This is a genomic window from Actinocatenispora rupis, from assembly GCF_016861975.1.
GTDB classification, from domain to species: Bacteria; Actinomycetota; Actinomycetes; order Mycobacteriales; family Micromonosporaceae; genus Actinocatenispora; species Actinocatenispora rupis.
Genome location: NZ_BOMB01000001.1, coordinates 559,420 through 583,775 on the forward strand (window position 1 = coordinate 559,420; position 24,356 = coordinate 583,775).

A 24,356-nucleotide genomic window follows, 5' to 3' on the forward strand; every position below is an offset into this window, starting at 1 on the left:
CCCGCGCCGGACGTCCAGGGAAAACTCAGGTGCGCGGCCGATTGCCGGTCGGTCCGCCGCCCGCCAGCATGAATTCATGCCACCGAACGCAGCCGTGCCCGGCCGGGCCGGTGACTCCGAACGGGACGCCACGGTCGAGCAGTTACGGGGTGCGGTCGGGTCCGGCCGCCTCGACCTGGACGAGTTCGACGCGCGGGCGGCCAGGGCGTACCGGGCGGAGACCGTCACGGAACTGGCCGAGCTGACCGCCGACCTGGCGCCGCCGCATCAGCGGCCGGTCACGGCCGGTCCGGTCATCGCCCGGTTCGGGTCGATCGAGGTCACCGCGACGACGGTGCGCGCCCCGTCCGGCGTGTTCCCGCTGCACGGGTCCGTGTGGCGCTGCTTCGACTACTGGCGTACCGAGCGGGTCACCCCGACATGGGCGATCGCCGCCGCCGTGCTCGGTTTCCTCGTCGTACCGTTCGTCAGCCTGTTGTTCCTGCTCGTCAAGGAGCACCGCACGGTTGGCGTACTCCAGGTGTGCGCGTGGGACGGCACGCACCAGCACGTCGTCGACCTGCCGGTCGGCAACCCGGTGCAGGCGCGCGCCATCGAACACCAGGTCGGCTACGTCGCCGCGCTGGCCCGCGCCGCCTGAGCCGTCAGCGGTTCTTGATGATCGCGACGGGGCACGTCGCGTGGAACAGCATCGACTGGCTCACCGAGCCGAGCAGCATCCCCTTGAACCCACCCCGTCCGCGCGAACCGACCACGATCAGCTGGGCGTCCTTCCCGGCCTGCAACAGCAGCTGCGCGGCGCTGCCCAGCGCGACACTGCGCCGCACCGGCACGTCCGGGTACGTCGTCTGGTAGCCGGCGACGCTCTCCGCGAGTGCCCGGTCCTGGTCCTCCGAGAACCGGTCGATGTCGACCTGCAACGGCACCAGGTCCAGCCCCGCCGGTACGGACCAGGCGCTGACCGCATGCAGCTCCGCGGACCGGAACGACGCCTCCTCGAACGCGAAGCCGACCGCCGCCTCCGACAGCTCGGAACCGTCCACGCCGACCACGACCGGCCCGTCGGCCAACCCACCCGACCGCGGCGGTACGACGACGACCGGGCAGGTGGCGTGCGCGGCGACCTGCACGCTGACCGAACCGACGATCAGGCCGCGGAAACCGCCGTGGCCCCGGCTGCCGATCACCACGAGACCCGCCCGGTCGCCCTCCTCGATGAGTACCTCGGCGGGTGTGCCCTCGGCGAGGTGGCCGGTGACCTCCAGCGGCCCGCCCGCCGCCTCCCGCGCCCGGAGCACCGCGTCGTCGACGATCCGCTCGAACGCCGGGCGCCACTCCTGCTCGGGCGGCAGCGACTCGGGCGCCACGGACACCGCGAGCGACGGGTACGGGTAGATGTGGACGACCCGCAGCGGCCGCTTACGGTCGGCGGCGAAGCGGGCGGCCCAGGCCAGCGCCGGTCCGCCCGCGCGCGAGCCGTCCACCCCGACCACCACGGGGCCATCCGGAATCTGTGCCATCGCCGCGACCTCCTCACGCGCACCGGGGGTCGGACCCGGGCTTCCTGGTCCGACCCCCGTCATGATCACTCGCCACGCGGTCCGCCGTCCGGCGTTCGCGGCGATGTGACCCGGTCAGTCGCGCGGCTCGTCGTCCGTCTCGTCGGCGGCGGGCTCCTCGTCCTCTGCGAGGATCCGGTACAGCTTGCGCCGGGTCTCGGTCATCAGCTCGGTCGCGGCGGCCACCTGCCGCCGGTTGCCGGCCGTGATGACCTGCCAGAACGCCTGCATGACCTGCTTGCCGTTGGTGGCCAGCTCGGCCCAGTCCTCGTCGACGCTGTCGGCCGTGTTCTGCCAGACCGCGTCGATCTCCTCGCGGTGGTCCGCCACGTACTGCCGGCCCTCGGCGGTGAGCGTGAAGACCCGCTTGCCCTCGGCCCGCTCGGGCTCGATCAGGCCCTCGTCCTCCAGCTGCTGGAGGGCCGGGTAGATCGCGCCGGGGCTGGGGCGCCAGACGCCCTCGCTGCGCGTGCCGATCTCGCGCATCAGCTGGTAGCCGTGCATCGGTTGGTCGGCGAGCAGGCCGAGTGCGGCCAACCTGATGTCGCCGCGGGAGGCGCGGCCGCCGCGCCGCCGGTGTCCGCCGAACGGTCCGCCGCCCGGGAACCCGAAGCCGCCGAAGCCGCCGAAGCCCGCGCCGAAGCCGGGGCCGCCGAATCCGCGCCCGCCGCCGCGACCGCGGCCGCCGTGGCCGTACCGCTCGCGGTGCGCCTCGTAGCGCTCGCGCCCGCCTTCGTGGCGCTGGTGGTGTGCCGGACCGAAGCCGAAGGCCCGGGCGGCACGCAGGGCTCGCATGTTCAGAGCCTCATCCATGATCCTTCTCCGTTCTTCCATGTTGTATCTCGTCTCTTCGAAGATATATCGCTAACTGTCGTTCGGCAAGGACTGTGAGCTGGTCGTTGACACTGTCACGGTGACAGTGTCACCATGGCGGCATGAGTACGGGGGCGCGGTGGACGATCGACGAGCTCGTGGAGCTGGTCGGCACCGCCCTGTCCCGGGGGTACGGCGGGGCCACGAGCGGGCGCGTCCGCGACCTGCCCGACCGGCGCGCCGTCCGGTGGTACACGACGATCGGGTTGGTGGACCGGCCCGGAGCCATGCGCGGCCGCACCGCGCTGTACGGGACGCGTCAGCTCCGGCAGCTCGTCGCGATCAAGCGGCGGCAGGCCGCCGGACGCACCCTGGCGCAGATCCAGGCCGAGCTGGCCGGCGCCACCGACGACACGCTGCGCGAGGTCGCCGCGGTGCCGGACGACCTGCTCGCGGGCGGGGAGACCGCGCAGCCGGCGCCGGCCCGCGCCCGGTTCTGGGTCGAGCCGCCCGCGCCGCCCACCGACGGCGCCGTGCACGGGGTACGGCTGCCCGACGGCCTGCTGCTCGTCCTGCCGCCCGGCGCGTCCGCACCAGGTCCCGACGACCTCGCGGCGGTCCGCGCCGCCGCGGCGCCGCTGGTCGAGGAGTTGGCCGCGCGCGGCCTGCTGCCCGGCGCGCCACCGTCCCCGCCCACCGACACCGACCAGCCCGACCGGCCCGGAGGATCGTGATGACCGTTCTGGTGACACCGCTGCCCGACGACGAGTTCGACCGGGTGGGCGCACGTCGCGCCGGCGTACCGGTGAGCGACGACGACGGCACCGGCGCCCTGCGTACGGAGCGGGGAAACCTGCCGCTCGACACGCTCGACGTCCGCGCGAGCATCACCGGGCTGACCGCCCGTACGGTGCTGGAGCAGGGCTTCCGCAACCCGTACGACGAGCCGTTGGAGGCGACGTACGTCTTCCCGCTGCCGCCGCGGGCCGCGGTGACGGCGATGCGGATGACCGCCGCCGACCGGGTCGTCGAGGGCGAGCTGAAGGAGCGCGGGCAGGCGCGCCAGGAGTACGACGAGGCGGTCGCCTCCGGCCGGCGCGCCTCGATCGCCGAGGAGGAGCGGCCGGACGTGTTCACCATGCGGGTCGGCAACATCCTGCCCGGTGAGCGGGTCACCGTGGCGCTCACGCTCGACGGCCCCCTGCCGTACGCGGACGACGCGGCGACGTACCGCTTCCCGTTGGTGGTCGCCCCGCGGTACGTGCCGGGCGCGCCGCTGCCGGGGGAGTCGGTCGGCTCGGGCGTCGTACCGGACACCGACGCGGTGCCGGACGCCTCGCGGATCACGCCGCCGGTGCTGCTGCCCGGTTTCCCGAACCCGGTGGCCCTGTCCATCACGGTCGACGTGGACCCGGCCGGGCTGCCGCTGAGCGCGGTCCGGTCCAGCCTGCACACGGTGAAGCGGTCGCCGGACGGCATGCACCTGGCGGTCACGCCGGGGGAACGCGCCGACCGCGACTTCGTCCTGCGCCTGGCGTACGGGGCGGACGCGGAGGCGGGGGCGCTGACCGTGGTGCCCGACGACCCCGCCACCGACGACCCAGCCACCGACGACGCGTACGGCACGGGCACGTTCCGGTTGACGGTCCTGCCACCGACGGGTGCGGTACGGCCCCGGCCGCGTGACGTGGTGCTGCTGCTGGACCGTTCCGGGAGCATGGCCGGCTGGAAGATGGTCGCCGCCCGGCGCGCCGCGGCCCGCATCGTGGACACCCTGACCGACGACGACCGGTTCGCGGTCCTGCTGTTCGACAACGTGGTGGAGCGCCCGCCCGGCCTCGACGAGGGCCTGGCGAAGGCCACCGACCGGCTGCGGTACCGCGCGGTGGAGGCGCTGGCGCGTACCGACGCGCGGGGCGGCACGGAGCTGCTGCGGCCGCTGACCGAGGGGCTGGGGCTGCTCGCCGACTCCTCCCGGGACCGGGTGCTGGTCCTGGTGACCGATGGGCAGGTCGGCAACGAGGACCAGATCCTGGCGCGCGCCGGCGACGCGCTCCGCTCGGTACGGGTGCACACGGTCGGTATCGACCAGGCGGTGAACGCCGGGTTCCTGGGCCGGCTGGCGACGTTCGGCGGTGGCCGCTGCGAGCTGGTCGAGTCGGAGGACCGGCTGGACGAGGCGATGGACCGGATCCACCGGCGCATCGCGAGTCCGGTGGTGTCCGGGCTGACGCTCGACCTGGACGGGCTCGACGTCGTCGACGGCAGCGTCACCCCGGCCCGGCTGCCGGACCTGTTCCCCGGCGCGCCGGTCGTCGTCGCCGGGCGTACCCGGTCGGCGGGCGGCACGGCCACCGTGCGCGGCACCCGCCCGGACGGTACGCCGTGGGAGACGTCGGTGGACGCGACGCGGGCGACCGGGCCGGCCGCCGCCGCGGTGTGGGCCCGCGGGCACCTGCGCGACCTGGAGGACCGGTACGCGGCGGGTGACGCCGACCGGAACGCGTCGGAGGCCACCATCGTGGCGGCCTCGCTGCGGTTCGGCGTGCTGTGCCGCTTCACCGCGTACGTCGCGGTCGACAGCCGGGTGGTGACCGAGGGCGGCACCCCGCACCGGGTGACGCAGCCGGTGGAACTGCCGGCGGGCTGGCAGCCGATGGCGCCGCCACCCGCGCCGGGCGGGTACGGCGGGGCGATGACCATGATGGCCTCGCACGCCCGGATGGCACCGCAGGCCGCGCCGGCCGCGCCGGGTGGCGTACCGCGCGGTCGCGGGCCGGGGGTGGCCGCGGGGCCGCCGGCGTTCGCGCCGCAGCACGGTCGCCGGGATCCGGTCGATCCGGGCGTGACGGCCCGCGACCAGGTCGCCGACGAGCTGCGCGCCCTGCGTACGGCCGGGGCGGACACCGACCGGCTGGTCACCCTGGCCGACCTCGGCAGCCGCCTCGCCGTACTCGTGGACACGCTGCCGCCGACCGCGCCCGGGCGTACCGAGCTGGCGGATCTGGTGGTCGCGCTGCGCGAGTGCGACGGCCCGCGACCGCCGCGGGGTGAGGCGCTGGACCGGCTGTGGGAGCGGACCCTGACCGTACTGGCCGCCTTCACCGGCGACCGCGGTACGCCGGCGCCCCGTCGCGCGGCGTTCTGGAAGCGGGGCTGAGCCGGGCGTACCGGGCCTGGCCGGATAGCATCGTGGGATCCGGCCGGTGCCCGTTCGTCGTGGTCACCGGCGCTCGGAAGCCACCAGCGTGAGGAGTGCACAGTGCCCGTACCCGCCGCCGCTCAGGGGAGTGAGACCACCTCCGTCCTTGTGCCGGCGCGAACGACGGCCGCCGACGCGATCGCCGCCGCCGGCCTGCCGACGACCGGGCCGAAGGCCGTCGTCGTGGTGCGGGACGGTGCGACGCTCCGCGACCTGGAGTGGGCGCCGGAGTCGGACACCGAGGTCGAGCCGGTCGCCATCGACAGCCCCGACGGGCTGAACGTGCTGCGGCACTCGGCCGCGCACGTGATGGCGCAGGCCGTCCAGGAGATCTTCCCGGGCACCCTGCTCGGCATCGGCCCGCCGGTCGAGAACGGCTTCTACTACGACTTCCTGCCCGACCGTCCGTTCACCCCGGACGACCTGGTGAAGATCGAGAAGAAGATGCAGGAGATCATCAAGTCCGGGCAGCGGTTCCACCGGCGGCCGATCTCCGACGACGAGGCCCGCAAGGAGCTGGCGCACGAGCGGTTCAAGCTGGAGCTGATCGACCTGAAGGGCGCGGCCGGCGACGCGGCCGAGGGCGCCAGCGTCGAGGTCGGCGAGGGCGCGCTCACCATGTACGACAACATCGATCAGAAGACCGGAGACCGCGCCTGGACCGACCTGTGCCGCGGCCCGCACCTGCCGACCACCCGGGTCATCCCGGCGGTGAAGCTGATGCGCTCCGCCGCGGCGTACTGGCGGGGCAGTGAGAAGAACCCGCAGCTCCAGCGGATCTACGGGACGGCCTGGCCGACCCGCGACGAGCTGAAGGAGTACCTGAAGCTGCTGGAGGAGGCGGCGAAGCGGGACCACCGCAAGCTCGGCGCCGAGCTGGACCTGTTCAGCTTCCCCGAGCAGCTCGGGTCCGGGCTGCCGGTCTTCCACCCGAAGGGCGGCATCATCCGCCGCGAGCTGGAGAGCTACTCGCGGCAGCGGCACGAGCAGGCGGGATACGAGTTCGTCAACACGCCGCACATCACCAAGGGCGCGCTGTTCGAGACCTCCGGCCACCTGCCGTACTACGCGGACACCATGTACCCGCCCATGGAGCTCGAAGGCGCGGAGTACTACCTCAAGGCCATGAACTGCCCGATGCACAACCTGATCTTCGACTCGCGCGGCCGGTCGTACCGGGAGCTGCCGTTGCGGTTGTTCGAGTTCGGCACGGTCTACCGGTACGAGAAGTCCGGTGTGGTGCACGGGTTGACCCGGGTGCGCGGGCTGACGATGGACGACTCGCACATCTACTGCACGCCGGAGCAGATGCCGGGCGAGCTGCGCAACCTGCTCTCGTTCGTCCTCGACCTGCTGCGCGACTACGGCCTGGACGACTTCTACCTGGAGCTGTCCACGCGCGACGACTCGGACAAGTTCATCGGCGCTCCGGAGGAGTGGGAGGCGGCCACCGAGGCGCTGCGGCAGGCGGCCGAGGACTCCGGCCTGGAGCTGGTGCCGGATCCGGGCGGCGCGGCGTTCTACGGGCCGAAGATCTCGGTGCAGGCGAAGGACGCGATCGGCCGGTCCTGGCAGATGTCGACGATCCAGCTCGACTTCAACCAGCCGAAGCGGTTCGGCCTGGAGTACCAGGCGGCGGACGGCACGCGGCAGACGCCGGTGATGATCCACCGGGCGCTGTTCGGGTCGATCGAGCGCTTCTTCGGCGTCCTGACCGAGCACTACGCGGGGGCGTTCCCGGCGTGGCTGGCGCCGGTACAGGTGGTCGGCATCCCGATCCGCGACGACCACGCCGACTACCTCGCGCGGTTCGTGGATCGCCTGCGGGAGCACGGGATCCGGGCCGAGGTCGACACCGCGGACGAGCGGATGCAGAAGAAGATCCGCAACGCGCAGAAGCAGAAGGTCCCGTTCATGGCGATCGCCGGGGACGACGACGTCGAGCACGGCACGGTGTCCTTCCGGTACCGGGACGGCTCGCAGCGCAACGCGGTCCCGCTGGACGAGGCGGTCGAGCACGTCGTGGACGTGGTCCGCTCGCGCGCCAACACCGGCCCGTCCGCGTCCTGAGCCCCACCGGGCTCACGGTCGGTACGGTCGGCCGGGAGCCCGTCGTGTCCCGCGATGGGCGGTTCGCCGTGGGCCTGCCCGGGCGGGCCGGTGCGGCGCCGTAGGATCGGCGCCGTGACCGACGACGCGGTGGAACGGCAGGACGGTGCGGGCGACGACGACGGGCTGGAGCGGCTGTGGACCCCGTTCCGGATGGCGTACATCCGGGGTGAGAACAAGCCGACCGGGCCGGACGACGACCCGACGGGCTGCCCGTTCTGCCGGGCGCCGAAGCTGCCCGACGCCGACGGCCTGGTCGTCGCCCGCGGCACCACCGTGTACGCGCTGCTCAACCTGTACCCGTACAACTCGGGGCACCTGATGGTCTGCCCGTACCGGCACGTGCCGGACTACACGGACCTGACGGCCGACGAGGTCGCCGAGTTCGGCGCGTTCACGCAGACCGCGATGCGGACCGTACGCGCGGCGAGCAACGCCGACGGCTTCAACGTCGGGATGAACCAGGGGGCGGCCGGCGGCGCCGGGATCGCCGGGCACCTGCACCAGCACGTGGTACCGCGCTGGCTGGGCGACACGAACTTCATGCCCGTGGTCGGCCACACCAAGGTGCTGCCGCAGCTGTTGGCCGACACCCGCGACCTGCTCGCGCGTACCTGGGCGGGGTTGGCGGGCTGACCGGTGCCGCGGCTGGCAGGCTGGGCGCCATGACGACGGTGCGCTGCCTGCTGCTGGACGACTACCAGGACGTCGCGCTGACCAGCGCCGACTGGTCGACCCTGACCGACCGGGTACGGGTGGACCGGCTCGGGCGTCCGCTGGCGCCGGGGGAGGTCGCCGACGCGCTGCGCGGGTACCAGGTGGTGGTGGCGATGCGGGAACGGACGCCGTTCCCGGCCGAGCTGTTCGCCGCGCTGCCGGACCTGCGGCTGCTGGTCACGACCGGGATGCGCAACGCGTCGATCGACCTGGCCGCCGCCGCGGCGCACGGGGTGACGGTGTGCGGCACCCGCGGCAGTTCCGGCGCGACCGCGGAACTGACCTGGGCGCTGATCCTCGGGCTCGCCCGCAACCTGCTGACCGAGGCCACCGCGCTGCGTACGGGTGGGCCGTGGCAGAGCACGGTCGGAACCGACCTGGCCGGCCGTACCCTGGGCGTGCTCGGGCTGGGTCGGCTGGGGTCGAGGGTGGCGGAGATCGGCCGCGCGTTCGGAATGGACGTGCTGGCGTGGAGCCCGCACCTGACCGCGGAACGGGCGGACGCGGCCGGCGCCCGGCTCGCCGGCTCGGCCGCCGAACTGTTCGCCGACTCCGACGTGGTCACCGTGCACCTGGTGCTGTCGGAGTCGACCCGCGGGCTCGTCGACGAGACGCTGCTGCGCCGGATGCGGCCCGGTGCGTACCTGGTGAACACCTCGCGCGGGCCGGTCGTGGACCGTGCCGCGCTCGTCCGGGCGCTGCGCGAGGGCCGGCTCGCCGGCGCCGGCCTCGACGTGTACGACACCGAGCCGCTGCCCGCCGACGACGAGCTGCGCCGCCTGCCGAACGTCCTCGCCACCCCGCACCTCGGGTACGTCACCCGCGACACGTACGCCGCGTTCTACGGTGACGCGGTCGCCGACATCGCCGCCTGGCTGGACGGCACCCCGCTCCGGGTACTGACCTGAGCCACGGTTTCCGTTGCGGCGCCAGGCATTCCGGTCGCGCCGGGCGTTGCGGCGGGAGACCTGGTGGTCGCGGCGGTCCGTCGGACGGCAGGCCGGTGCGGGCGCCGGACGGTGGCGGGGAGCCGGGCGGGTACCCGCGGGTCACCGGTCGTCGGGGCCCGCGCGGAGGTCGCGCCGGCGCGCCCGGCCGACGTTGCTGACCACCGTCGCCACGATCGTGACCAGGTAGAGCTGTCCGATGACCGCCTCCGACACCGCGGTCATCCGGCCCGGGTCGGTGCGCGCCACCAGATCGCCGTACCCGGTGGTGGTCAGAGTGGTCAGGCTGAAGTAGAGGTAGTCGACGTTGCGTTCGGTGCCGGGCGCGGTGAAGAACTGCCCGCCCACCGCGTTGATCAGCCCGAACGCGTGGGCGTACGCGATGCCGACGAGCAGGTACACGCTGAGCGCGGCGGCGATCGTGGCCAGCGTGACCCGGGGTCGCCGGCCGATGCGGCCGAGGATGAGCACGACCGTCCCGGCCACCAGCAGTACGGTCAGCGCCTCGCCGACCGCGGTGAGCGCGCGGTCCTGGGTGACCGCGCCGGCCAGTGCGAACCCGGCCGCGAGCAGACCCACCGGTACGGCCACGGCCAGCAGCGCGGGCGGGTAGCGGGCGGTCCACAGCGCGAAGAGCAGGGCGGCGGCCTGCAGCAGCGCCGCGAGCGCGGCGACGACCCCGCCGAAGCCGGTACCGATCAGGGCGAGCAGGACGGCCGCGAGCACCACACCGTACGCGTCGGGCTGTCGTACCCGTCGCCACAACCGCACCCCCGGCCGGTCCGCCGGCTTGTCGCCCGACACGGACCCAGCATCCCATTCCGGGCGGTACCGGGACGGGGTTTTCGCTGGCCCCGAGGGTCGCCGGAGGGACGCCGGCGGTCATGATGGGCGTACGGCGGTGGCCGCCGACGAGCGGAACGAGGTGCGCGAGTGTCCGAGCCGAACAGCAGCACGGCCGTCCGCGCCCCGCAGGACGGGACGGACGACGCGGACCCCGCGGCGCGCCTGTTCGTGGCGATGTCCCGGCTGAACCGGATGCTGCGGCGGGAGGCGCCCGCGCTGCTCGGCCACTCGTCGGTGGCGGCCCTGGCGACGATCGTCTGGTTCGGGCCGCTGCGGTCCGGTGACCTGGCCAGCCGGGAGGGCGTGAGCGCGCCGACGATGACGCGGGTGGTCGCCGGCCTGGAGACCGCCGGGTACGCGGTGCGCGAGCCGGACCCGGCGGACGGCCGCGCCAGCCTGATCCGCGCCACCCCGGAGGGCGAACAGCTCATCAACGGCAACCGATCCGCCCGCCTGCACGTACTGCGGGACCGGGTGGCGGCGCTGACCCCGGAGCACCGGGCGGCCCTGTTCGCCGCGCTGCCGGCGCTGGACGCGCTGGGCGCCACCGAGGAGTGAGCGCCGACCGGCGGCGGACCCCGGGTGCCGGGGCCCGCCCGCCGTCGGTCAGTGCGCGGCCTGCTCCTTGCGTACGGACTCGGCCAGGTGTGCCGGCATCGGCTCGTACCGGCTGAACGTCCGGGTGAAGCTGCCCGTACCGCTGGTCGTGGAGCGCAGCTCCACCGCGTACCGGACGAGTTCGGTGGCGGGCACCTCGGCGCGGATCATGGTGCGGTCCCCGGCGAGCTGTTCGGTGCCGAGCACCCGGCCGCGCCGGCCGCCGGTCAGGTCGCTGAGTACCGGGCCGACGTGGTTGTCCGGGATGAGGACGGACACGTCGTCGACCGGTTCGAGCAGGGTGATGCCGGCCTTCTCGGCGGCGTCCCGGAGGGCGAGGGCACCGGCGGTCTGGAACGCGGCGTCGGACGAGTCGACCGAGTGTGCCTTGCCGTCGGTCAGCGTCACCCGTACGTCGACCACCGGGAACCCGGCGGCCAGGCCGTGCGACAGCTGCGCCGCGACGCCCTTCTCGACGCTGGGGATGTAGTTGCGCGGCACCGCGCCGCCGACCACCTTGTCCACGAACTCGAATCCGGACCCGGCCGGCAGCGGCTCCACCTCGATGTCGCACACCGCGTACTGGCCGTGCCCGCCGGACTGCTTCACGTGTCGCCCGTGCCCGCCCGCGGGCGCGCTGAACGTCTCGCGCAGCGCGACCCGGATCGGTTCGGTGTCGATCTCGGCGCCGCCCGCGCGCAGCCGGTCGAACACCACGTCCGCGTGCGCCTCGCCCATGCACCACAGCACCATCTGGCCGGTCTCGGCGTTGCGTTCCAGCCGCAGGGTCGGGTCGCCGGCGATCAGCTTCGCCAGGTTCTTCGCCAGCGTGTCCTCGTCGGACCGGGTGTGCGCGACGATCGCCACCGGCAGCAACGGTTCCGGCATCTCCCACGGCTCGATGAGCAGCGGGTCGTCCTTCGCGGAGATCGTGTCGCCGGTCTCGGCCGTACCGGACTTGGTGATGGCGCACAGGTCACCGGCCACGCACTGCGCGACCTCCCGCAGCGCCGAGCCGACCGGCGAGTACAGGTGGGTGATGCGCTCGTCGGCGTCGTGGTCGGGGTGGCCGCGCTCGGCGAGCCCGTGCCCACCGACGTGTACGGCGGTCTCCGGGGTCAGGGTGCCGGAGAAGACGCGTACCAGCGACACGCGCCCCACGTACGGGTCGATCGTGGTCTTGACGACCTCGGCGACGAGCGGGCCGGCGGGGTCGCACCGCAACGGATCCCGCGGCGTACCGTCCAGGCCGGTGACGGCGGGCAGGGTGTGCTCGGGCGGGGCGGGGAAGCCGCGCACGATGCCGGACAGCACCGCGTCGAGGCCGACCCGGCTGGGCGCGTTGACGGGGATGACCGGGAAGAACGAGCCGCGCGCGACGGCCTTCTCCAGGTCGGTGATCAGGGTGGCCTCGTCGACCTCCTCGCCGCCGAGGTACCGGTCCATGAGGGTCTCGTCCTCGCTCTCGGCGATGATCCCCTCGATCAGCGCGTTGCGCGCCTCCTCGATGGCCTCGGTGTGCGCGGGCTCCGGCGGGTGCACGACCGGCGGGTACTGCTCGGTGTAGTCGAACACCTGCTGGGTGAGCAGCCCGATGAGCCCGACGACGGGTTCGCCGGCGTCGTCCGGGGCGTCGGCGGGGCGTTCGCCGTGCACCGGCAGGTACAGCGGGAGTACGCCGTCGCCGAAGACGCGCTGGCACAGTGCCACGGTCTCCTCGAAGTCGGCGCGCTGGTGGTCGAGCCGGGTGACGACGACGCCGCGGGGCATGTCGACCGCGGCGCACTCGTCCCACAGCGCGACGGTGGCCGCGTCCATCCCGTCGACCGCGGAGACCACGAACAGGGCGGCGTCCGCGGCGCGCAGCCCGGCGCGCAGTTCGCCGACGAAGTCGGAGTAGCCGGGGGTGTCCAGGAAGTTGATCTTCACATCGCCCACCAGTACCGGCGCGGTGGCCAGGCAGACCGAACGCTGCTGGCGTACCGCGGTGGGGTCGTGGTCGGTGACCGTGGTGCCGTCGGCGACGGTGCCGGCGCGGGTGACCGTCCCGGTGGCGGCGAGCAGTTCCTCCACCAGGGTCGTCTTGCCGACGCCGGAATGCCCGACGAGCACCACGTTGCGTACGTTGCTGGGGTTCGTCACCACCGGCGCGGGGCCGGTGACCCCCTTCTCGGCCCCTTTCTGTGGGCCCGTGCTCTTCTGTGCCATCGCCCTAACCTCCATCGGCCGGCGTCCTCGCCGGCGTGTCGTCACGCACCGCCTGTCAGCGATCACACACCCGCCCCCGGGTGATCACAACCCCGACGCGCGGAGCGCGCGTCGTAGGTGTCCTGCCACCCGTTAAGGTGGGAAGCCGCGCCCGATGGCGGGCGATGTGTCCGCGCCGGTGGGCGGCGGCGGGGACGTCCACGATCCTGGCGGGAGCATGGCAAAGATCTTCAGCGTACTGGGCCGGGCCGGGATCGGCCGGGTGGTCAACCCGTTGGGCCGGACCCTGGTACGGGCGGGGATCTCGCCCGACGTGGTCACGGTGATCGGCACCTGCGGCGTACTCGTCGGGGCGCTCGGTTTCGCGGCCCGCGGCCACCTGCTCGTCGGCCTGATCATCATCACGGTCAGTGTCTGCACCGACATGCTGGACGGCGCGATGGCGCGCGCCCGGGGATACTCGACGCCGTTCGGCGCGTTCCTCGACTCGACGATGGACCGGATCGCGGACGCCGCGGTGTTCGGTTCGGTGGCGTTCTGGCTGGGCAACACCGGTCACCCGGCGTCGATGGCGGCGGCCCTGATCTGCCTCGCCGCCGGCCAGGTCGTGTCGTACGCGAAGGCGCGGGCGCAGTCGGTCGGCATCGAGTGCAACGTCGGCATCGCCGAGCGGGCCGAGCGGCTGGTGCTGATCGGTGTCGGCGCCCTGCTGTACGTCGTGGGCGTGCCGTACGTGTTCGACGTCGCGCTGTGGGTGCTCGCGGCGCTGTCGCTGTTCACCGCGGGCCAGCGCATCGTGCACGTGTACAAGCAGTCGGCGGGGCAACGTACGCCGCTGGGCGGGGGACCGGCCGCACCGCCCCGGGAGCGGCACGACGACGTGGCGGGGTCGTCCCGGTGAGCCGTCGCGGCGAGCCCGGACGCGCCGTCGAGTGGGCGTACGCGGCGGGCTGGTCGGTGGTCCGCACCATGCCCGCCGGCCTGGCCCGCGCGACGTTCCGGTTCGCCGCCGACCACCTGACCCGGCGCGGCGGCAATAGCGTGTGGCAGTTGCGCCGCAACCTTTCCCGGGTCGTACCGGATGCGACCGGGGACGAGCTGGACGCCCTGACCCGCGAGGGCATGCGCTCGTACGCGCGCTACTGGCTGGAGGCGTTCCGGCTGCCGAGCGTGCCACTGGCGACCATGCGCGACACGTTCCACATGACGACCCCGGAGCTGTTCGAGCAGGGCGCCCGCGAGGGCTGCATCTTCGCGCTGCCGCACTCGGCGAACTGGGAGCACGCCGGCGTCTGGGTCACCTCGCAGCAGATCCCGCTGGTCAGCGTCGCGGAGCGGCTGAAGCCGGAGGGCCTGTTCCGCCGGTTCGTCGCGTACCGCGAGGCGTTGGGGATGGAGATCCTGCCGACCCGCGGCGGCGAACGGCAACCGATCGAGGTGCTGTCCGAGCGGCTGACCGACGGCGCGGTCGTGGCGCTGCTGGCCGACCGCGACATGTCCGCCCGGGGCGTACCGGTGATGTTCTTCGGGCACCCGACGCGGATGCCGCCGGGGCCGGCGCTGTTGGCGATCCGTACCGGGAAGCCGCTGTTCCCGGTGTCGCTGTGGTTCGAGCCCGACGGCACGTACTGCAAGCTCACCGGTCCGCTGCCGGTGCCGGAGCACGGCACGTTGACGGAGCGGGTGGCGGAGCTGACCCAACGGTTGGCGGACGAGCTGGCGGCGGGCATCGCCGCACATCCGGCGGACTGGCACATGCTCGGCCGGCTGTGGCTGGACGACCGGCCGAACACGGCGCCGGCGCCCGTGCCCGCCGACGAGTCCGCCCCGACGGGGTGAGCCGGATGCGCATCGGGATCGTGTGCCCCTTCTCGTTCGACGTACCGGGCGGGGTGCAGGGGCACGTGCGCGACCTGGCCGAGACGCTGATCGGGCTGGGGCACGAGGTCAGCGTGCTGGCGCCGGCCGACGACGAGACCACCCTCCCGCCGTACGCGGTGTCCGCCGGGCGCGCGGTTCCCTTGCCGTACAACGGATCCGTGGCCCGGGTGTCGTTCGGTCCGATCTCCGCCGCCCGGGTACGGCGGTGGCTGTCGGCGGGCCGCTTCGACGTGCTGCACGTGCACGAGCCGATGTCGCCGAGCCTGTCGCTGCTGGCCTGCCTGGCCGCGCGCGGCCCGGTGGTGGCCACGTTCCACTTCCACTTCGCGACCGGCGGCCGGTCCAAGGCGCTGATGGCCGCGCAGGGCGTGCTGCAACTGGTACTGGAGAAGATCACCGCGCGGATCGCGGTGAGCGCGCTGGCCCGCCGCGCGCAGGTCGAGCACCTGGGCGGGGGAGCGGTCGAGATCCCGAACGGCGTGCTCGCCGCCCGCTACCGCGCCGCCACCGCGCTGCCCGGCTGGGACCACACCGGTGACACGGTCGGCTTCCTCGGCCGCTTCACCGAGCCCCGCAAGGGTTTCGACATCCTCGCCGAGGCGCTGGCCCTCCTCGTACCGGAGCGGCCAGGGCTGCGGCTGCTGGTCGCCGGCCCGGGCGACGAGGCGGAGCTGGCCGAGCGGCTGCCGGCGGAGCTGCGCGGCCACGTCACGTTCCTGGGCAAGGTGTCGGAGGAAGACAAGGCCCGCATGCTCAGCTCCGTCGACGTGTACTGCGCGCCCAACACCGGCGGCGAGTCGTTCGGCATGATCCTCACCGAGGCGATGGCGGCGGGCACCCCGGTGCTGGCCAGCGACCTCGACGCCTTCCGCCGGGTACTCGACAACGGCCGGGCCGGCGCGCTGTTCCGTACCGGGGACGCGGCGTCGTTGGCGGCGGAGCTGTCCGCGCTGCTGGACGACCCGGACCGGCGGGCCGCGCTGCGGGCGCACGCCGACGACGTGGTCGCCGCGTACGACTGGCCGGTGGTGGCGGGGCGGGTGCTGGAGGTCTACACCTCCGCGATCGAGGCGACGAGCAGCCAGCCGACGGTCCGTGCGGACGACCCGGCCTTCGACGAACGGCTGCCGGCGGCGCTCGCCGAGGCGTCCCCGGACGGTACGCCGCACGAGGCGCAGGACGACACGCCGGGCCTGCGCCGGGCACGCGACCTGTTCCGTCGGGCCACATCCCGGCAACGTTGAGCCAGATCGGCCGCGGACCGCGCCCGGCGCCGGACCGTGCCGGCTAGGATTCCGCTCGTGTGGTGGGTGGTGGCGGTCGTCGCGCTGGTGGTCCTCGGGGCCACGTACCTGACCTGGCTCGCCGCGCGGGTCGACCGGTTGCACGCGCGCGCCGCCGGCGCGAGTACGGCGTTGGACGCGCAGCTGCGCCGCCGTGCCGTACTCGCCGCGGCGGTCGCCGAGCGGGTTCTCGTCGCCCGCCCGGACGACAGCGGCGCGGCCGCGGTCCGGTCCGCCGCGCGTACCGCGGTCGACTCGGCGCCGCCGGACCGGGAGGCCGCGGAGAACGAGCTGACCCGCCGGCTGCGCCAGCTCGACCCGGACGATCCGGACATGGTCGACGATCTGGACTCGGTCGGGCGTCGTGTCGCCCTGGCCCGCCAGGTGCACACCGACCTCGTGCGCGACGCGCTGGGCGTACGGCGGCAGCGGATAGTCCGGTTGGTCCGGTTGGCCCGCCGCCACCCGGCCCCCGCGTACTTCGACATCGACGACCCGAGCCCCGGCGAGCCCACCGGCGTACTCTCGGTCGGCACCGGCGGTGTGTGAAGCGCACCTCTCGACCAGCGGGAACGCCGCGGCCCGAGGGTAGGATGAAGGGTGGTTTCCGGGCCGGAACCTCGCCCGGCAGGCCGCCGCAGACCCCGTCAGAACAACGCAAAGGAGCGCGTCGGCGTGACCACCGAACCGACCACCGAGAACGCCACCGGCACCGGCACCGCGCGGGTCAAGCGCGGCATGGCCGAGATGCTCAAGGGCGGCGTGATCATGGACGTGGTCACCGCCGAGCAGGCGAAGATCGCCGAGGACGCCGGCGCCGTCGCCGTCATGGCGCTGGAGCGCGTGCCGGCCGACATCCGCGCCCAGGGCGGCGTTGCCCGGATGAGCGACCCGGACCTGATCGACGGCATCATCGGCGCCGTCTCGATCCCGGTGATGGCGAAGGCCCGGATCGGCCACTTCGTCGAGGCGCAGGTGCTCCAGTCGCTCGGCGTCGACTACGTCGACGAGTCCGAGGTCCTCACCCCGGCCGACTACGCCAACCACATCGACAAGTGGCAGTTCACCGTGCCGTTCGTGTGCGGCGCGACGAACCTGGGCGAGGCGCTGCGCCGGATCACCGAGGGCGCGGCCATGATCCGTTCCAAGGGCGAGGCCGGCACCGGTGACGTGTCCAACGCGACCACCCACATGCGCAAGATCCGTGCCGAGATCCGCCAGCTGACGGCGATGGCGCCGGACGAGCTGTTCGTCGCCGCCAAGGAGCTGCAGGCGCCGTACGAGCTGGTCGCCGAGATCGCCCGCACCGGCAAGCTGCCGGTCGTGCTGTTCACCGCCGGCGGCATCGCCACCCCGGCCGACGCCGCGATGATGATGCAGCTCGGCGCCGAGGGCGTGTTCGTCGGTTCCGGCATCTTCAAGTCGGGCGACCCGGCCAAGCGCGCCGCGGCGATCGTCAAGGCCACCACGTTCCACGACGACCCCGACGTGCTCGCCAAGGTGTCGCGCGGTCTCGGCGAGGCGATGGTCGGCATCAACGTCGACGACATCCCGGAGCCGCACCGGCTCGCCGAGCGCGGTTGGTGACACCCCGCGTGACCAGTACCCGCCTCGCCCCGGCCGGGGTCGACTCCGCCCCGGCCACGGGCCGTCTCACCATCGGCGTACTCGCCCTGCAGGGCGACGTACGCGAGCACCTGCGCGCGGTGGCCGCCGACGACGTCACCGCGCTGGCGGTGCGCCGTCCGGCGGAGCTGGCCCAGGTCGACGCGCTCGTCGTACCGGGCGGCGAGTCGACGACGATGAGCAACCTGGCCGTCGCGTTCGAGCTGTTGGAGCCGATCCGGGCCCGCATCGCCGCCGGCATGCCGGTGTACGGGTCGTGTGCCGGCATGATCATGCTGGCGGAGACGGTCCTCGACGGGCGTTTGGACCAGCGGTCGTTCGGCGGGATCGACATGGTGGTGCGGCGCAACGCCTTCGGCCGGCAGGTCGACTCGTTCGAGACGTCGCTGTCGGTGTCGGGCATCGCCGGCGAGCCGTTCCACGCGGTGTTCATCCGCGCGCCCTGGGTCGAATCGGTCGGTCCGGGCGTGGAGGTGCTTGCCCGCGTGGAGGGCGGTCCGGCCGACGGTAGGATCGTCGCGGTACGACAGGGCAACCTGCTCGCCACCGCGTTCCACCCGGAGCTGACCGGCGACCTCCGTGTCCATCGGTTCTTCGTGGATCTGGTCCGCGCGGCGCGCTGAGCCGCGGCGGTCCGCGCCCGGCGGGGGACGGGCCCGGTCGTAGAAGGACAAAGCGAGCACGAGGGCGGAAACTCGGTGCGGTCGGCGTGTGGCATGCTGACGCGCGCATGACGGTGGGCGCCGTCGGGGACGGAGAGGTGAATGTCCGGGCACTCCAAGTGGGCCACGACCAAGCACAAGAAGGCGGTCATCGACGCCAAGCGCGGCAAGATGTTCGCCAAGCTGATCAAGAACATCGAGGTCGCGGCGCGCACCGGCGGCGGTGACCCCGCCGGCAACCCCACGCTGTACGACGCCATCCAGAAGGCGAAGAAGAGCTCCGTCCCGAACGACAACATCGACCGTGCGGTCAAGCGGGGCTCCGGCCAGGAGGGCGGCGGCGCCGACTGGCAGACCATCATGTACGAGGGCTACGGCCCGAACGGTGTCGCCCTGCTGATCGAGTGCCTCACCGACAACCGCAACCGCGCCGCGAGCGAGGTACGGACGGCGCTGACGCGCAACGGCGGCAACCTGGCCGACGCCGGCTCCGTGTCGTACCTGTTCACTCGCAAGGGCGTGGTGCTGGTCGGCAAGGGTGAGCTGTCCGAGGACGACGTACTGACCGCGGTGCTCGACGCCGGCGCCGAGGAGGTCAACGACCTCGGCGAGGAGTTCGAGGTGGTCAGCGAGGCGACCGACCTGGTCGCGGTGCGTTCCGCGCTGCAGGACGTCGGCATCGACTACGAGTCGGCCGAGGCGAGCTTCCTGCCCAGCGTGAGCGTCCCGCTGGACGAGGAGGGCGCGCGCAAGGTGTTCAAGCTCGTCGACGCGCTGGAGGACTGCGACGACGTGCAGAACGTGTTCACCAACGCCGATGTCGCCGACGAGGTACTGGCCGCGATCGACTGAACGGGCGCAGGCGTGTCGTCCACGGCGCGCCCGTACCCGGACCGGTAGAGTCCTCCTCGAACTGACGTTCGAGGAGGACTCTGTCGTGTTGGTGCTCGGGGTCGACCCCGGCCTGACCCGCTGCGGCGTGGGCGTGGTGTCCGGTCGGCCCGGCGGCGCCTGCGAGATCGTCGCGGTCGAGGTGGTCCGCACCCCGTCGGACGCGGAGTTGCCGGCCCGCCTGCTGACGCTCGACGAGCGGCTCGGCGCTCTGGTGCGGGAGCACCGGCCGGAGGCGGTCGCGGTCGAGCGGGTGTTCAGTCAGCACAACACGCAGACCGTCATCGGCACCGCGCAGGCCAGTGCGGTCGCGATCCTGGCCGGGGCGCGCGCCGGCGTGCCGGTCACGACGTACACGCCGAGCGAGGTGAAGGCCGCGGTGACCGGTTCGGGCACGGCGGACAAGGCGCAGGTGACGACGATGGTGACCCGGTTGCTCCGGCTGGCCGAGGCGCCCCGACCGGCCGACGCGGCCGACGCGCTGGCGCTGGCGATCTGTCACATCTGGCGTGGTGGTGCGCAGGCCCGGCTGGCGGCGGCGCTGGGCGGCGGGCGGCGCGGGTCCGCACGAGCATGGGGAGGCCGGCGATGATCTCGACCGTCCGCGGTCAGGTGACCGCCCTGGGACCGAACCAGGCGATCGTCGACATCGGCGGCGGTTCCGGCGGTCTCGGGTTCGCCGTGCAGTGCGCGCCGGGCACCCTGGCCAAGCTGCGCGTCGGCACCGACGCCACGCTGCACACCAGCCTCGTCGTCCGCGAGGATTCCCTGACGCTGTACGGGTTCTCCGACGCCGAGGAGCGCGGCCTGTTCGAGCTGTTGCAGACGGCGTCGGGGGTGGGGCCGAAGCTGGCGCAGGCGATCATCGGCGTTCTCGACCCGACCACGGTGCGGCGCGCCCTCGCCACGAAGGACATCCCGACCCTGACCCGGGTACCGGGGGTGGGTAAGAAGGTGGCCGAGCGGATGGTGCTGGAGCTGAAGGAGCGGATCGGTCCGGTGCCGGTCGCGGACAGGGCCGACGAGCCGGCGGCGGGTGCGCCGGCCGCGGCGTGGCAGGAGCAGGTGGCACAGGGCCTGGTGGGCCTCGGCTGGTCGGCGAAGGACGCGAGTACGGCGGTGTCCGCGGTGGCCGGCACGCTGCCGGACGGTGAGCCGACCCCGGCCGTACCGGTGCTGTTGAAGCAGGCGATCCGGCATCTCGGGCGGCCCCGGTGACCGACGACAGCCCCGTCTCGGCGTACGTGTCGGCCGAGGAGGTCCAGGCCGAGGCGACCGTACGGCCGCGCCGGCTGGCCGAGTTCATCGCGCAGGACCGGGTCCGTGAGCAGTTGCAGCTGCTGATCGCCGGCGCCACCCGCCGCGGCGACCCGCCGGACCACATCCTGCTGGCCGGTCCGCCCGGCCTGGGCAAGACCACGCTGGCGAACATCGTGGCGGCGGAGCTGGGTTCGGCGCTGCGGGTGACGAGCGGTCCGGCGATCGAGCGGTCCGGCGACCTGGCGGCGATGTTGACCAGCCTCGGCCCGGGCGACGTACTGTTCATCGACGAGATCCACCGCATCGCCCGTCCCGCCGAGGAGCTGCTGTACAGCGCGATGGAGGACTTCCGGGTCGACGTGGTCGTCGGCAAGGGCCCGGGCGCGACCGCGATCCCGCTGGACGTGGAGCCGTTCACGCTGGTCGGCGCCACGACCCGGTCGGGCCTGCTGACGAGCCCGATGCGGGACCGGTTCGGTTTCGTCGCGCATCTGGACTTCTATACCGCCGACCAGCTCGACGCGCTGCTTGTCCGGTCGGCGCGGATCCTGGGGGTGGAGCTGACCGCGGACGGCGCGGCGGAGATCGCCGGTCGTTCCCGGGGCACGCCGCGGATCGCGAACCGGCTGCTGCGCCGGGTCCGGGACTTCGCCGAGGTACGGGCCGACGGGGTGGTCACCCTGGACGTCGCCCGCGCCGCCCTCACGGTGTACGACGTGGACCGACGTGGGTTGGATCGGCTGGACCGTGCCGTGCTGACCGCTTTGGTGTCGTCGTTCGGGGGCGGTCCCGTGGGCCTCAGCACCTTGGCGGTGGCGGTCGGCGAGCAACCGGATACTGTCGAGGAGGTGTGCGAGCCGTTCCTGGTCCGGGCCGGACTGCTGGCGCGTACTCCGAGGGGTCGGGTGGCGACCCCCGCGGCGTGGGAACACCTGGGCCGCACGCCGCCACCGGGGACGTTCGGTGCGAACCCGGCCGGGGAGGGACCTGGCTCGCAGCCGGGCTTGTTCGCCGATACGTGAATCAACCGACACGTGAGCCGTGACTGGACCGTGACCTACGCCGCTCAGGGTTCGCGAAGACTGACCGGCTAGACTCCGGCCGGTCTACACCAGAGAATATGGGAAGGTCCACAGTGCTTTTCGCACAGCCCTTGGCGGCCGCAAAGAGCGGCGGTGGCAGCAGCTGGACGATGATCCTGCTGTTCGTCCTCATGATCGTCGCGATGTACTTCCTGCTCATCCGCCCGCAGCAGAAGCGGAAGCGTGAGCAGCAGCAGATGCAGTCCAACGCCGGCATCGGCGCCGAGATCATGACCCTCGGCGGGCTGTACGGCACGATCGTGGACTCCGACGACGAGACCATCACCATCGAGGTCTCGCCGGGCGTCACCAACCGTTACGCCAAGGGCGCCATCGCCCGCGTCGTCACCCCGGCCGCCGAGGTCGAGGAAGAGGACGAGGACGAGGTCGACGAGGAGTACGTCGAGGAGACCGACGAGGTCGCCGAGCCCGAGGTCGCCGAGGTCGAGGACGACGAGCCCGCGAAGGCCGACGGCGCCAAGAAGAAGGGCAAGGAGAAGGAAGAGGTCGCGGCGTCCAACCAGGCTCTGCCGCGCGACCCGACCGCCAACTGACGTCCTCCGCGGTACGGCCCGGCAGCAGTGTCGCCGGGCCCCGCGGAGTAGGTCCGCCCGGTGATCGGACGCCGAGTGCGGTACTGCACAATCAGCGCTGAATCACGCGACGTGTCGCGGTGACGACACCGACCCGGTCGGACCCCGATCCGAGGTGCATGGGGTCCGGCACCCGCATGTGGGACTTCGAGGCAGGAGACAACAGGTCGTGGCACCACCTCCGAGGGGTCGGATGCATCCGTCCCGGTACCTGGCCGTGCTGGGTGGCATCTTCGTCGTGCTGTACGCGCTGGTGTTCTTCACCGGGCCCGGTGCGATCGGCGACGTGCATCAGAAGCTGAAGCCGCGGCTCGGTCTCGATCTGGTGGGTGGCACCACCCTCACCCTGATCGCGCAGACCCCGGACGGGAAGGCGCCGTCGAAGACGAGCCTCGAAGAGGCCCGCTCGATCATCGAGCAGCGCGTCAACGGCCTCGGCATCGCCGAGCCCGAGGTCGTCACCGAGGGCAGCAACAACATCGTCGTCTCGGTGGCCGGCCAGAACTCGGACGCGATCAAGCAGGTCGGCGCGCCGGCCCAGCTGCGGTTCCGCAAGGTGCTCAACCAGGCGCAGGACACCGGTGCGCAGACCGCGAAGCCGACCCCGACGCCGAGCAAGAGCGGCAGCGCGAGCCCGAAGCCGAGCGGTTCCGCCAGCCCGAAGGCCAGCGCGAAGGCGAGTGCGAGCGCCAGCCCGAAGTCCAGCCCCAGCGCGTCGCCGAGCAAGAGCGGCGCCGCGAACGCGAGCCCGACGCCCACCGACAACGGTGCGCCCGCGGTGACCGGCGAGCAGAAGAAGAAGCTGCTCGCCTCGGTGAAGAAGAAGCTCGGCAACGCGTACCTGGCGGCCGAGCAGGTCACCAGCCCCGACGTGGTGGCGCAGGCCGGTCCGCAGGCCGAGGCGGTGCTCAAGCCGTTCCGGAAGCTGACCCCGGCCGAGGTGGCGGTGCTGCCGGCGAGCATGCAGTTCAACATCCCGCAGATCACCTGCAAGCAGCTCGACGCGCGGCCCGCCGGTTCGATCGACGCCGTGAACCAGCAGGCCGTCTCCTGCGACTCCAGTTCGGGCGCGGCCACGAAGCTGTTGCTGGACAAGGCGAAGGTGCAGGGCACCGACGTCAAGAGCGCCGACTACACGTACGACCAGCAGCAGGGCGGCTGGAAGGTCGTGCTCTCCTTCAAGGGTCCGGGTCAGTCCAAGTGGACGAACCTGACCAAGGAGGCGTACGACAACACCGGCAACAAGTGCCAGCAGGCGAGCCTCGACCAGTCCGGGCACTGCCGCGTGGCGATCGTGCTGGACACCCGCGTGGTGTCGGCCCCGGCGATCACCAGCGTGATCCCCGGCGACGCCGAGATCAGCGGCAGCTTCTCGCAGGACTCGGCGTCGATCCTGGCCAACCAGCTGAAGTACGGCGCGCTGCCGTTGACCTTCAGCCAGGGTGAGGCGACGCAGATCTCCGCGACGCTCGGTACCAGTCAGCTGGAGGCGGGTCTGATCGCCGCCGCGATCGGTCTGCTGATCGTCGTGGTCTACTCGCTGTTCTACTACCGGCTGCTCGGCGTGGTCATCTTCCTGAGCCTCGTACTGTCGGGTCTGCTGGTGTTCGCGGCGTTGATCCTGCTCGGACGCAACCCCGGGTTGACGCTGACCCTTGCCGGCTTCGCGGGCTTCGTGGTGTCGTTGGGTGTGGCCGCCGACTCGTTCGTCATCTACTTCGAGCGGCTCAAGGACGAGATCCGGGACGGTCGAAGTCCGCGCAGTGCGGTGCCCCGGGCGTGGGCACGCGCCCGCCGTACGATCATCTCGGCCAACGCGATCACCATTCTCTGTGCCGCGGTGCTGTACTTCCTGTCCGCGGGTTCCGTGAAGGGCTTCGCGTTCGCGCTGGGGTTGGCGACGATTCTGGACCTCATGGTCGTGTTCCTGTTCCGGCATCCGATCATGACGCTGTTCGCACGCAGTCGCGCGTTCCTGTCGCCGCGGGTGTCCGGCCTGGGCCGGGTGCTGGAGCACAGCAAGGACGACGACGAGCCGAAGAAGCGCCGGTCCGGCCGTACCACGCCGAAGGAGGCCTGA

The 24,356-nt window shown here is 72.8% G+C and carries 21 protein-coding genes and 2 pseudogenes; 19 read left to right on the plus strand and 4 right to left on the minus strand.

The genetic code is table 11. The features are described from left to right. Positions 1-76 precede the first annotated feature (76 nt). Positions 77-640 (plus strand): DUF1707 SHOCT-like domain-containing protein, encoded by a 564-nt coding sequence (locus Aru02nite_RS02495; RefSeq protein WP_203654485.1) that lies wholly within the window; start codon positions 77-79, stop codon positions 638-640. 4 nt (positions 641-644) lie between these two features. On the opposite strand, the gene Aru02nite_RS02500 is transcribed toward Aru02nite_RS02495, so the two are convergent. Next, positions 645-1,520, minus strand: a complete 876-nt coding sequence (locus Aru02nite_RS02500) for a universal stress protein (RefSeq protein ID WP_203654486.1) — start codon at positions 1,518-1,520, stop codon at positions 645-647. Positions 1,521-1,634: 114 nt separating this feature from the next. Continuing rightward, on the minus strand, positions 1,635-2,372 hold the full coding sequence (locus tag Aru02nite_RS02505; protein WP_203654487.1) for a PadR family transcriptional regulator: 738 nt from the start codon (positions 2,370-2,372) through the stop codon (positions 1,635-1,637). A 122-nt stretch (positions 2,373-2,494) separates the two neighbouring features. Between Aru02nite_RS02505 and Aru02nite_RS02510 the strand changes: the two genes are divergently transcribed. The 5 genes from Aru02nite_RS02510 (at position 2,495) to Aru02nite_RS02530 (ending at position 9,308) form a co-directional block, all read left to right on the plus strand. Next, a complete protein-coding gene (locus tag Aru02nite_RS02510) occupies positions 2,495-3,106 on the plus strand; it encodes a MerR family transcriptional regulator (RefSeq protein WP_203654489.1) in 612 nt (203 codons plus the stop codon). After that, on the plus strand, positions 3,106-5,532 hold the full coding sequence (locus tag Aru02nite_RS02515) for a VIT domain-containing protein (protein WP_203654490.1): 2,427 nt from the start codon (positions 3,106-3,108) through the stop codon (positions 5,530-5,532). Before Aru02nite_RS02510 ends, Aru02nite_RS02515 begins: the two co-directional genes overlap by 1 nt. 150 nt (positions 5,533-5,682) lie before the next feature. Continuing rightward, positions 5,683-7,644 (plus strand): threonine--tRNA ligase, encoded by a 1,962-nt coding sequence (thrS, locus tag Aru02nite_RS02520; RefSeq protein ID WP_239076320.1) that lies wholly within the window; start codon positions 5,683-5,685, stop codon positions 7,642-7,644. Between the two features lie 192 nt (positions 7,645-7,836). Continuing rightward, the gene (locus Aru02nite_RS02525) at positions 7,837-8,319 is read left to right on the plus strand and encodes an HIT family protein (protein ID WP_239076340.1); all 483 of its coding nucleotides are present in this window, start codon (positions 7,837-7,839) and stop codon (positions 8,317-8,319) included. Between the two features lie 29 nt (positions 8,320-8,348). Then, entirely contained in the window at positions 8,349-9,308 is a 960-nt protein-coding gene (locus tag Aru02nite_RS02530) for a D-2-hydroxyacid dehydrogenase family protein (protein ID WP_239076322.1), read from the plus strand. 141 nt (positions 9,309-9,449) lie between these two features. Here the strand turns inward: Aru02nite_RS02530 and Aru02nite_RS02535 are convergent, their stop codons facing one another. Continuing rightward, positions 9,450-10,151 carry a potassium channel family protein gene (locus Aru02nite_RS02535; RefSeq protein WP_203654493.1) on the minus strand — a complete coding sequence of 234 codons (702 nt, stop codon included), beginning with the start codon at positions 10,149-10,151 and terminating at the stop codon, positions 9,450-9,452. Positions 10,152-10,280: 129 nt separating this feature from the next. On the opposite strand from Aru02nite_RS02535, the gene Aru02nite_RS02540 reads away from it, so the two are divergent. Then, positions 10,281-10,751, plus strand: coding sequence for a MarR family winged helix-turn-helix transcriptional regulator (locus Aru02nite_RS02540; protein WP_203654494.1), 471 nt, complete (start codon positions 10,281-10,283; stop codon positions 10,749-10,751). Between the two features lie 48 nt (positions 10,752-10,799). On the opposite strand, the gene Aru02nite_RS02545 is transcribed toward Aru02nite_RS02540, so the two are convergent. Next, complete coding sequence (locus tag Aru02nite_RS02545) at positions 10,800-12,998, minus strand: elongation factor G-like protein EF-G2 (RefSeq protein ID WP_203654495.1); 2,199 nt, start codon at positions 12,996-12,998, stop codon at positions 10,800-10,802. A gap of 217 nt (positions 12,999-13,215) precedes the next feature. On the opposite strand from Aru02nite_RS02545, the gene pgsA reads away from it, so the two are divergent. The 12 genes and pseudogenes from pgsA (at position 13,216) to secD (ending at position 24,356) form a co-directional block, all read left to right on the plus strand. Then, positions 13,216-13,899, plus strand: a complete 684-nt coding sequence (gene pgsA / locus Aru02nite_RS02550) for a phosphatidylinositol phosphate synthase (RefSeq protein WP_203654497.1) — start codon at positions 13,216-13,218, stop codon at positions 13,897-13,899. Between the two features lie 68 nt (positions 13,900-13,967). Next, positions 13,968-14,837 (plus strand): phosphatidylinositol mannoside acyltransferase, encoded by an 870-nt coding sequence (locus Aru02nite_RS02555; protein WP_239076341.1) that lies wholly within the window; start codon positions 13,968-13,970, stop codon positions 14,835-14,837. Positions 14,838-14,842: 5 nt separating this feature from the next. Next, positions 14,843-15,964, plus strand: a pseudogene (locus tag Aru02nite_RS02560) (glycosyltransferase family 4 protein); the annotation flags it as partial. 216 nt (positions 15,965-16,180) lie between these two features. Next, entirely contained in the window at positions 16,181-16,711 is a 531-nt protein-coding gene (locus tag Aru02nite_RS02565; protein WP_203654500.1) for a hypothetical protein, read from the plus strand. A 126-nt stretch (positions 16,712-16,837) separates the two neighbouring features. Beyond that, complete coding sequence (gene pdxS / locus Aru02nite_RS02570; RefSeq protein WP_203654501.1) at positions 16,838-17,749, plus strand: pyridoxal 5'-phosphate synthase lyase subunit PdxS; 912 nt, start codon at positions 16,838-16,840, stop codon at positions 17,747-17,749. Positions 17,750-17,820: 71 nt separating this feature from the next. Further along, complete coding sequence (gene pdxT / locus Aru02nite_RS02575; RefSeq protein WP_239076343.1) at positions 17,821-18,411, plus strand: pyridoxal 5'-phosphate synthase glutaminase subunit PdxT; 591 nt, start codon at positions 17,821-17,823, stop codon at positions 18,409-18,411. A gap of 141 nt (positions 18,412-18,552) precedes the next feature. After that, complete coding sequence (locus Aru02nite_RS02580; RefSeq protein WP_203654503.1) at positions 18,553-19,302, plus strand: YebC/PmpR family DNA-binding transcriptional regulator; 750 nt, start codon at positions 18,553-18,555, stop codon at positions 19,300-19,302. Between the two features lie 85 nt (positions 19,303-19,387). Beyond that, positions 19,388-19,933, plus strand: a complete 546-nt coding sequence (gene ruvC, locus Aru02nite_RS02585; protein WP_203654504.1) for a crossover junction endodeoxyribonuclease RuvC — start codon at positions 19,388-19,390, stop codon at positions 19,931-19,933. Beyond that, a complete protein-coding gene (ruvA, locus tag Aru02nite_RS02590; protein WP_203654505.1) occupies positions 19,930-20,559 on the plus strand; it encodes a Holliday junction branch migration protein RuvA in 630 nt (209 codons plus the stop codon). The genes ruvC and ruvA overlap by 4 nt, the downstream gene beginning before the upstream one ends. Next, positions 20,556-21,623 carry a Holliday junction branch migration DNA helicase RuvB gene (gene ruvB, locus Aru02nite_RS02595; RefSeq protein ID WP_203654507.1) on the plus strand — a complete coding sequence of 356 codons (1,068 nt, stop codon included), beginning with the start codon at positions 20,556-20,558 and terminating at the stop codon, positions 21,621-21,623. Before ruvA ends, ruvB begins: the two co-directional genes overlap by 4 nt. Before the next feature lie 98 nt (positions 21,624-21,721). Next, positions 21,722-22,075, plus strand: a pseudogene (gene yajC / locus Aru02nite_RS37425) (preprotein translocase subunit YajC); the annotation flags it as partial. Between the two features lie 394 nt (positions 22,076-22,469). Continuing rightward, a complete protein-coding gene (gene secD / locus Aru02nite_RS02605; protein ID WP_203654511.1) occupies positions 22,470-24,356 on the plus strand; it encodes a protein translocase subunit SecD in 1,887 nt (628 codons plus the stop codon).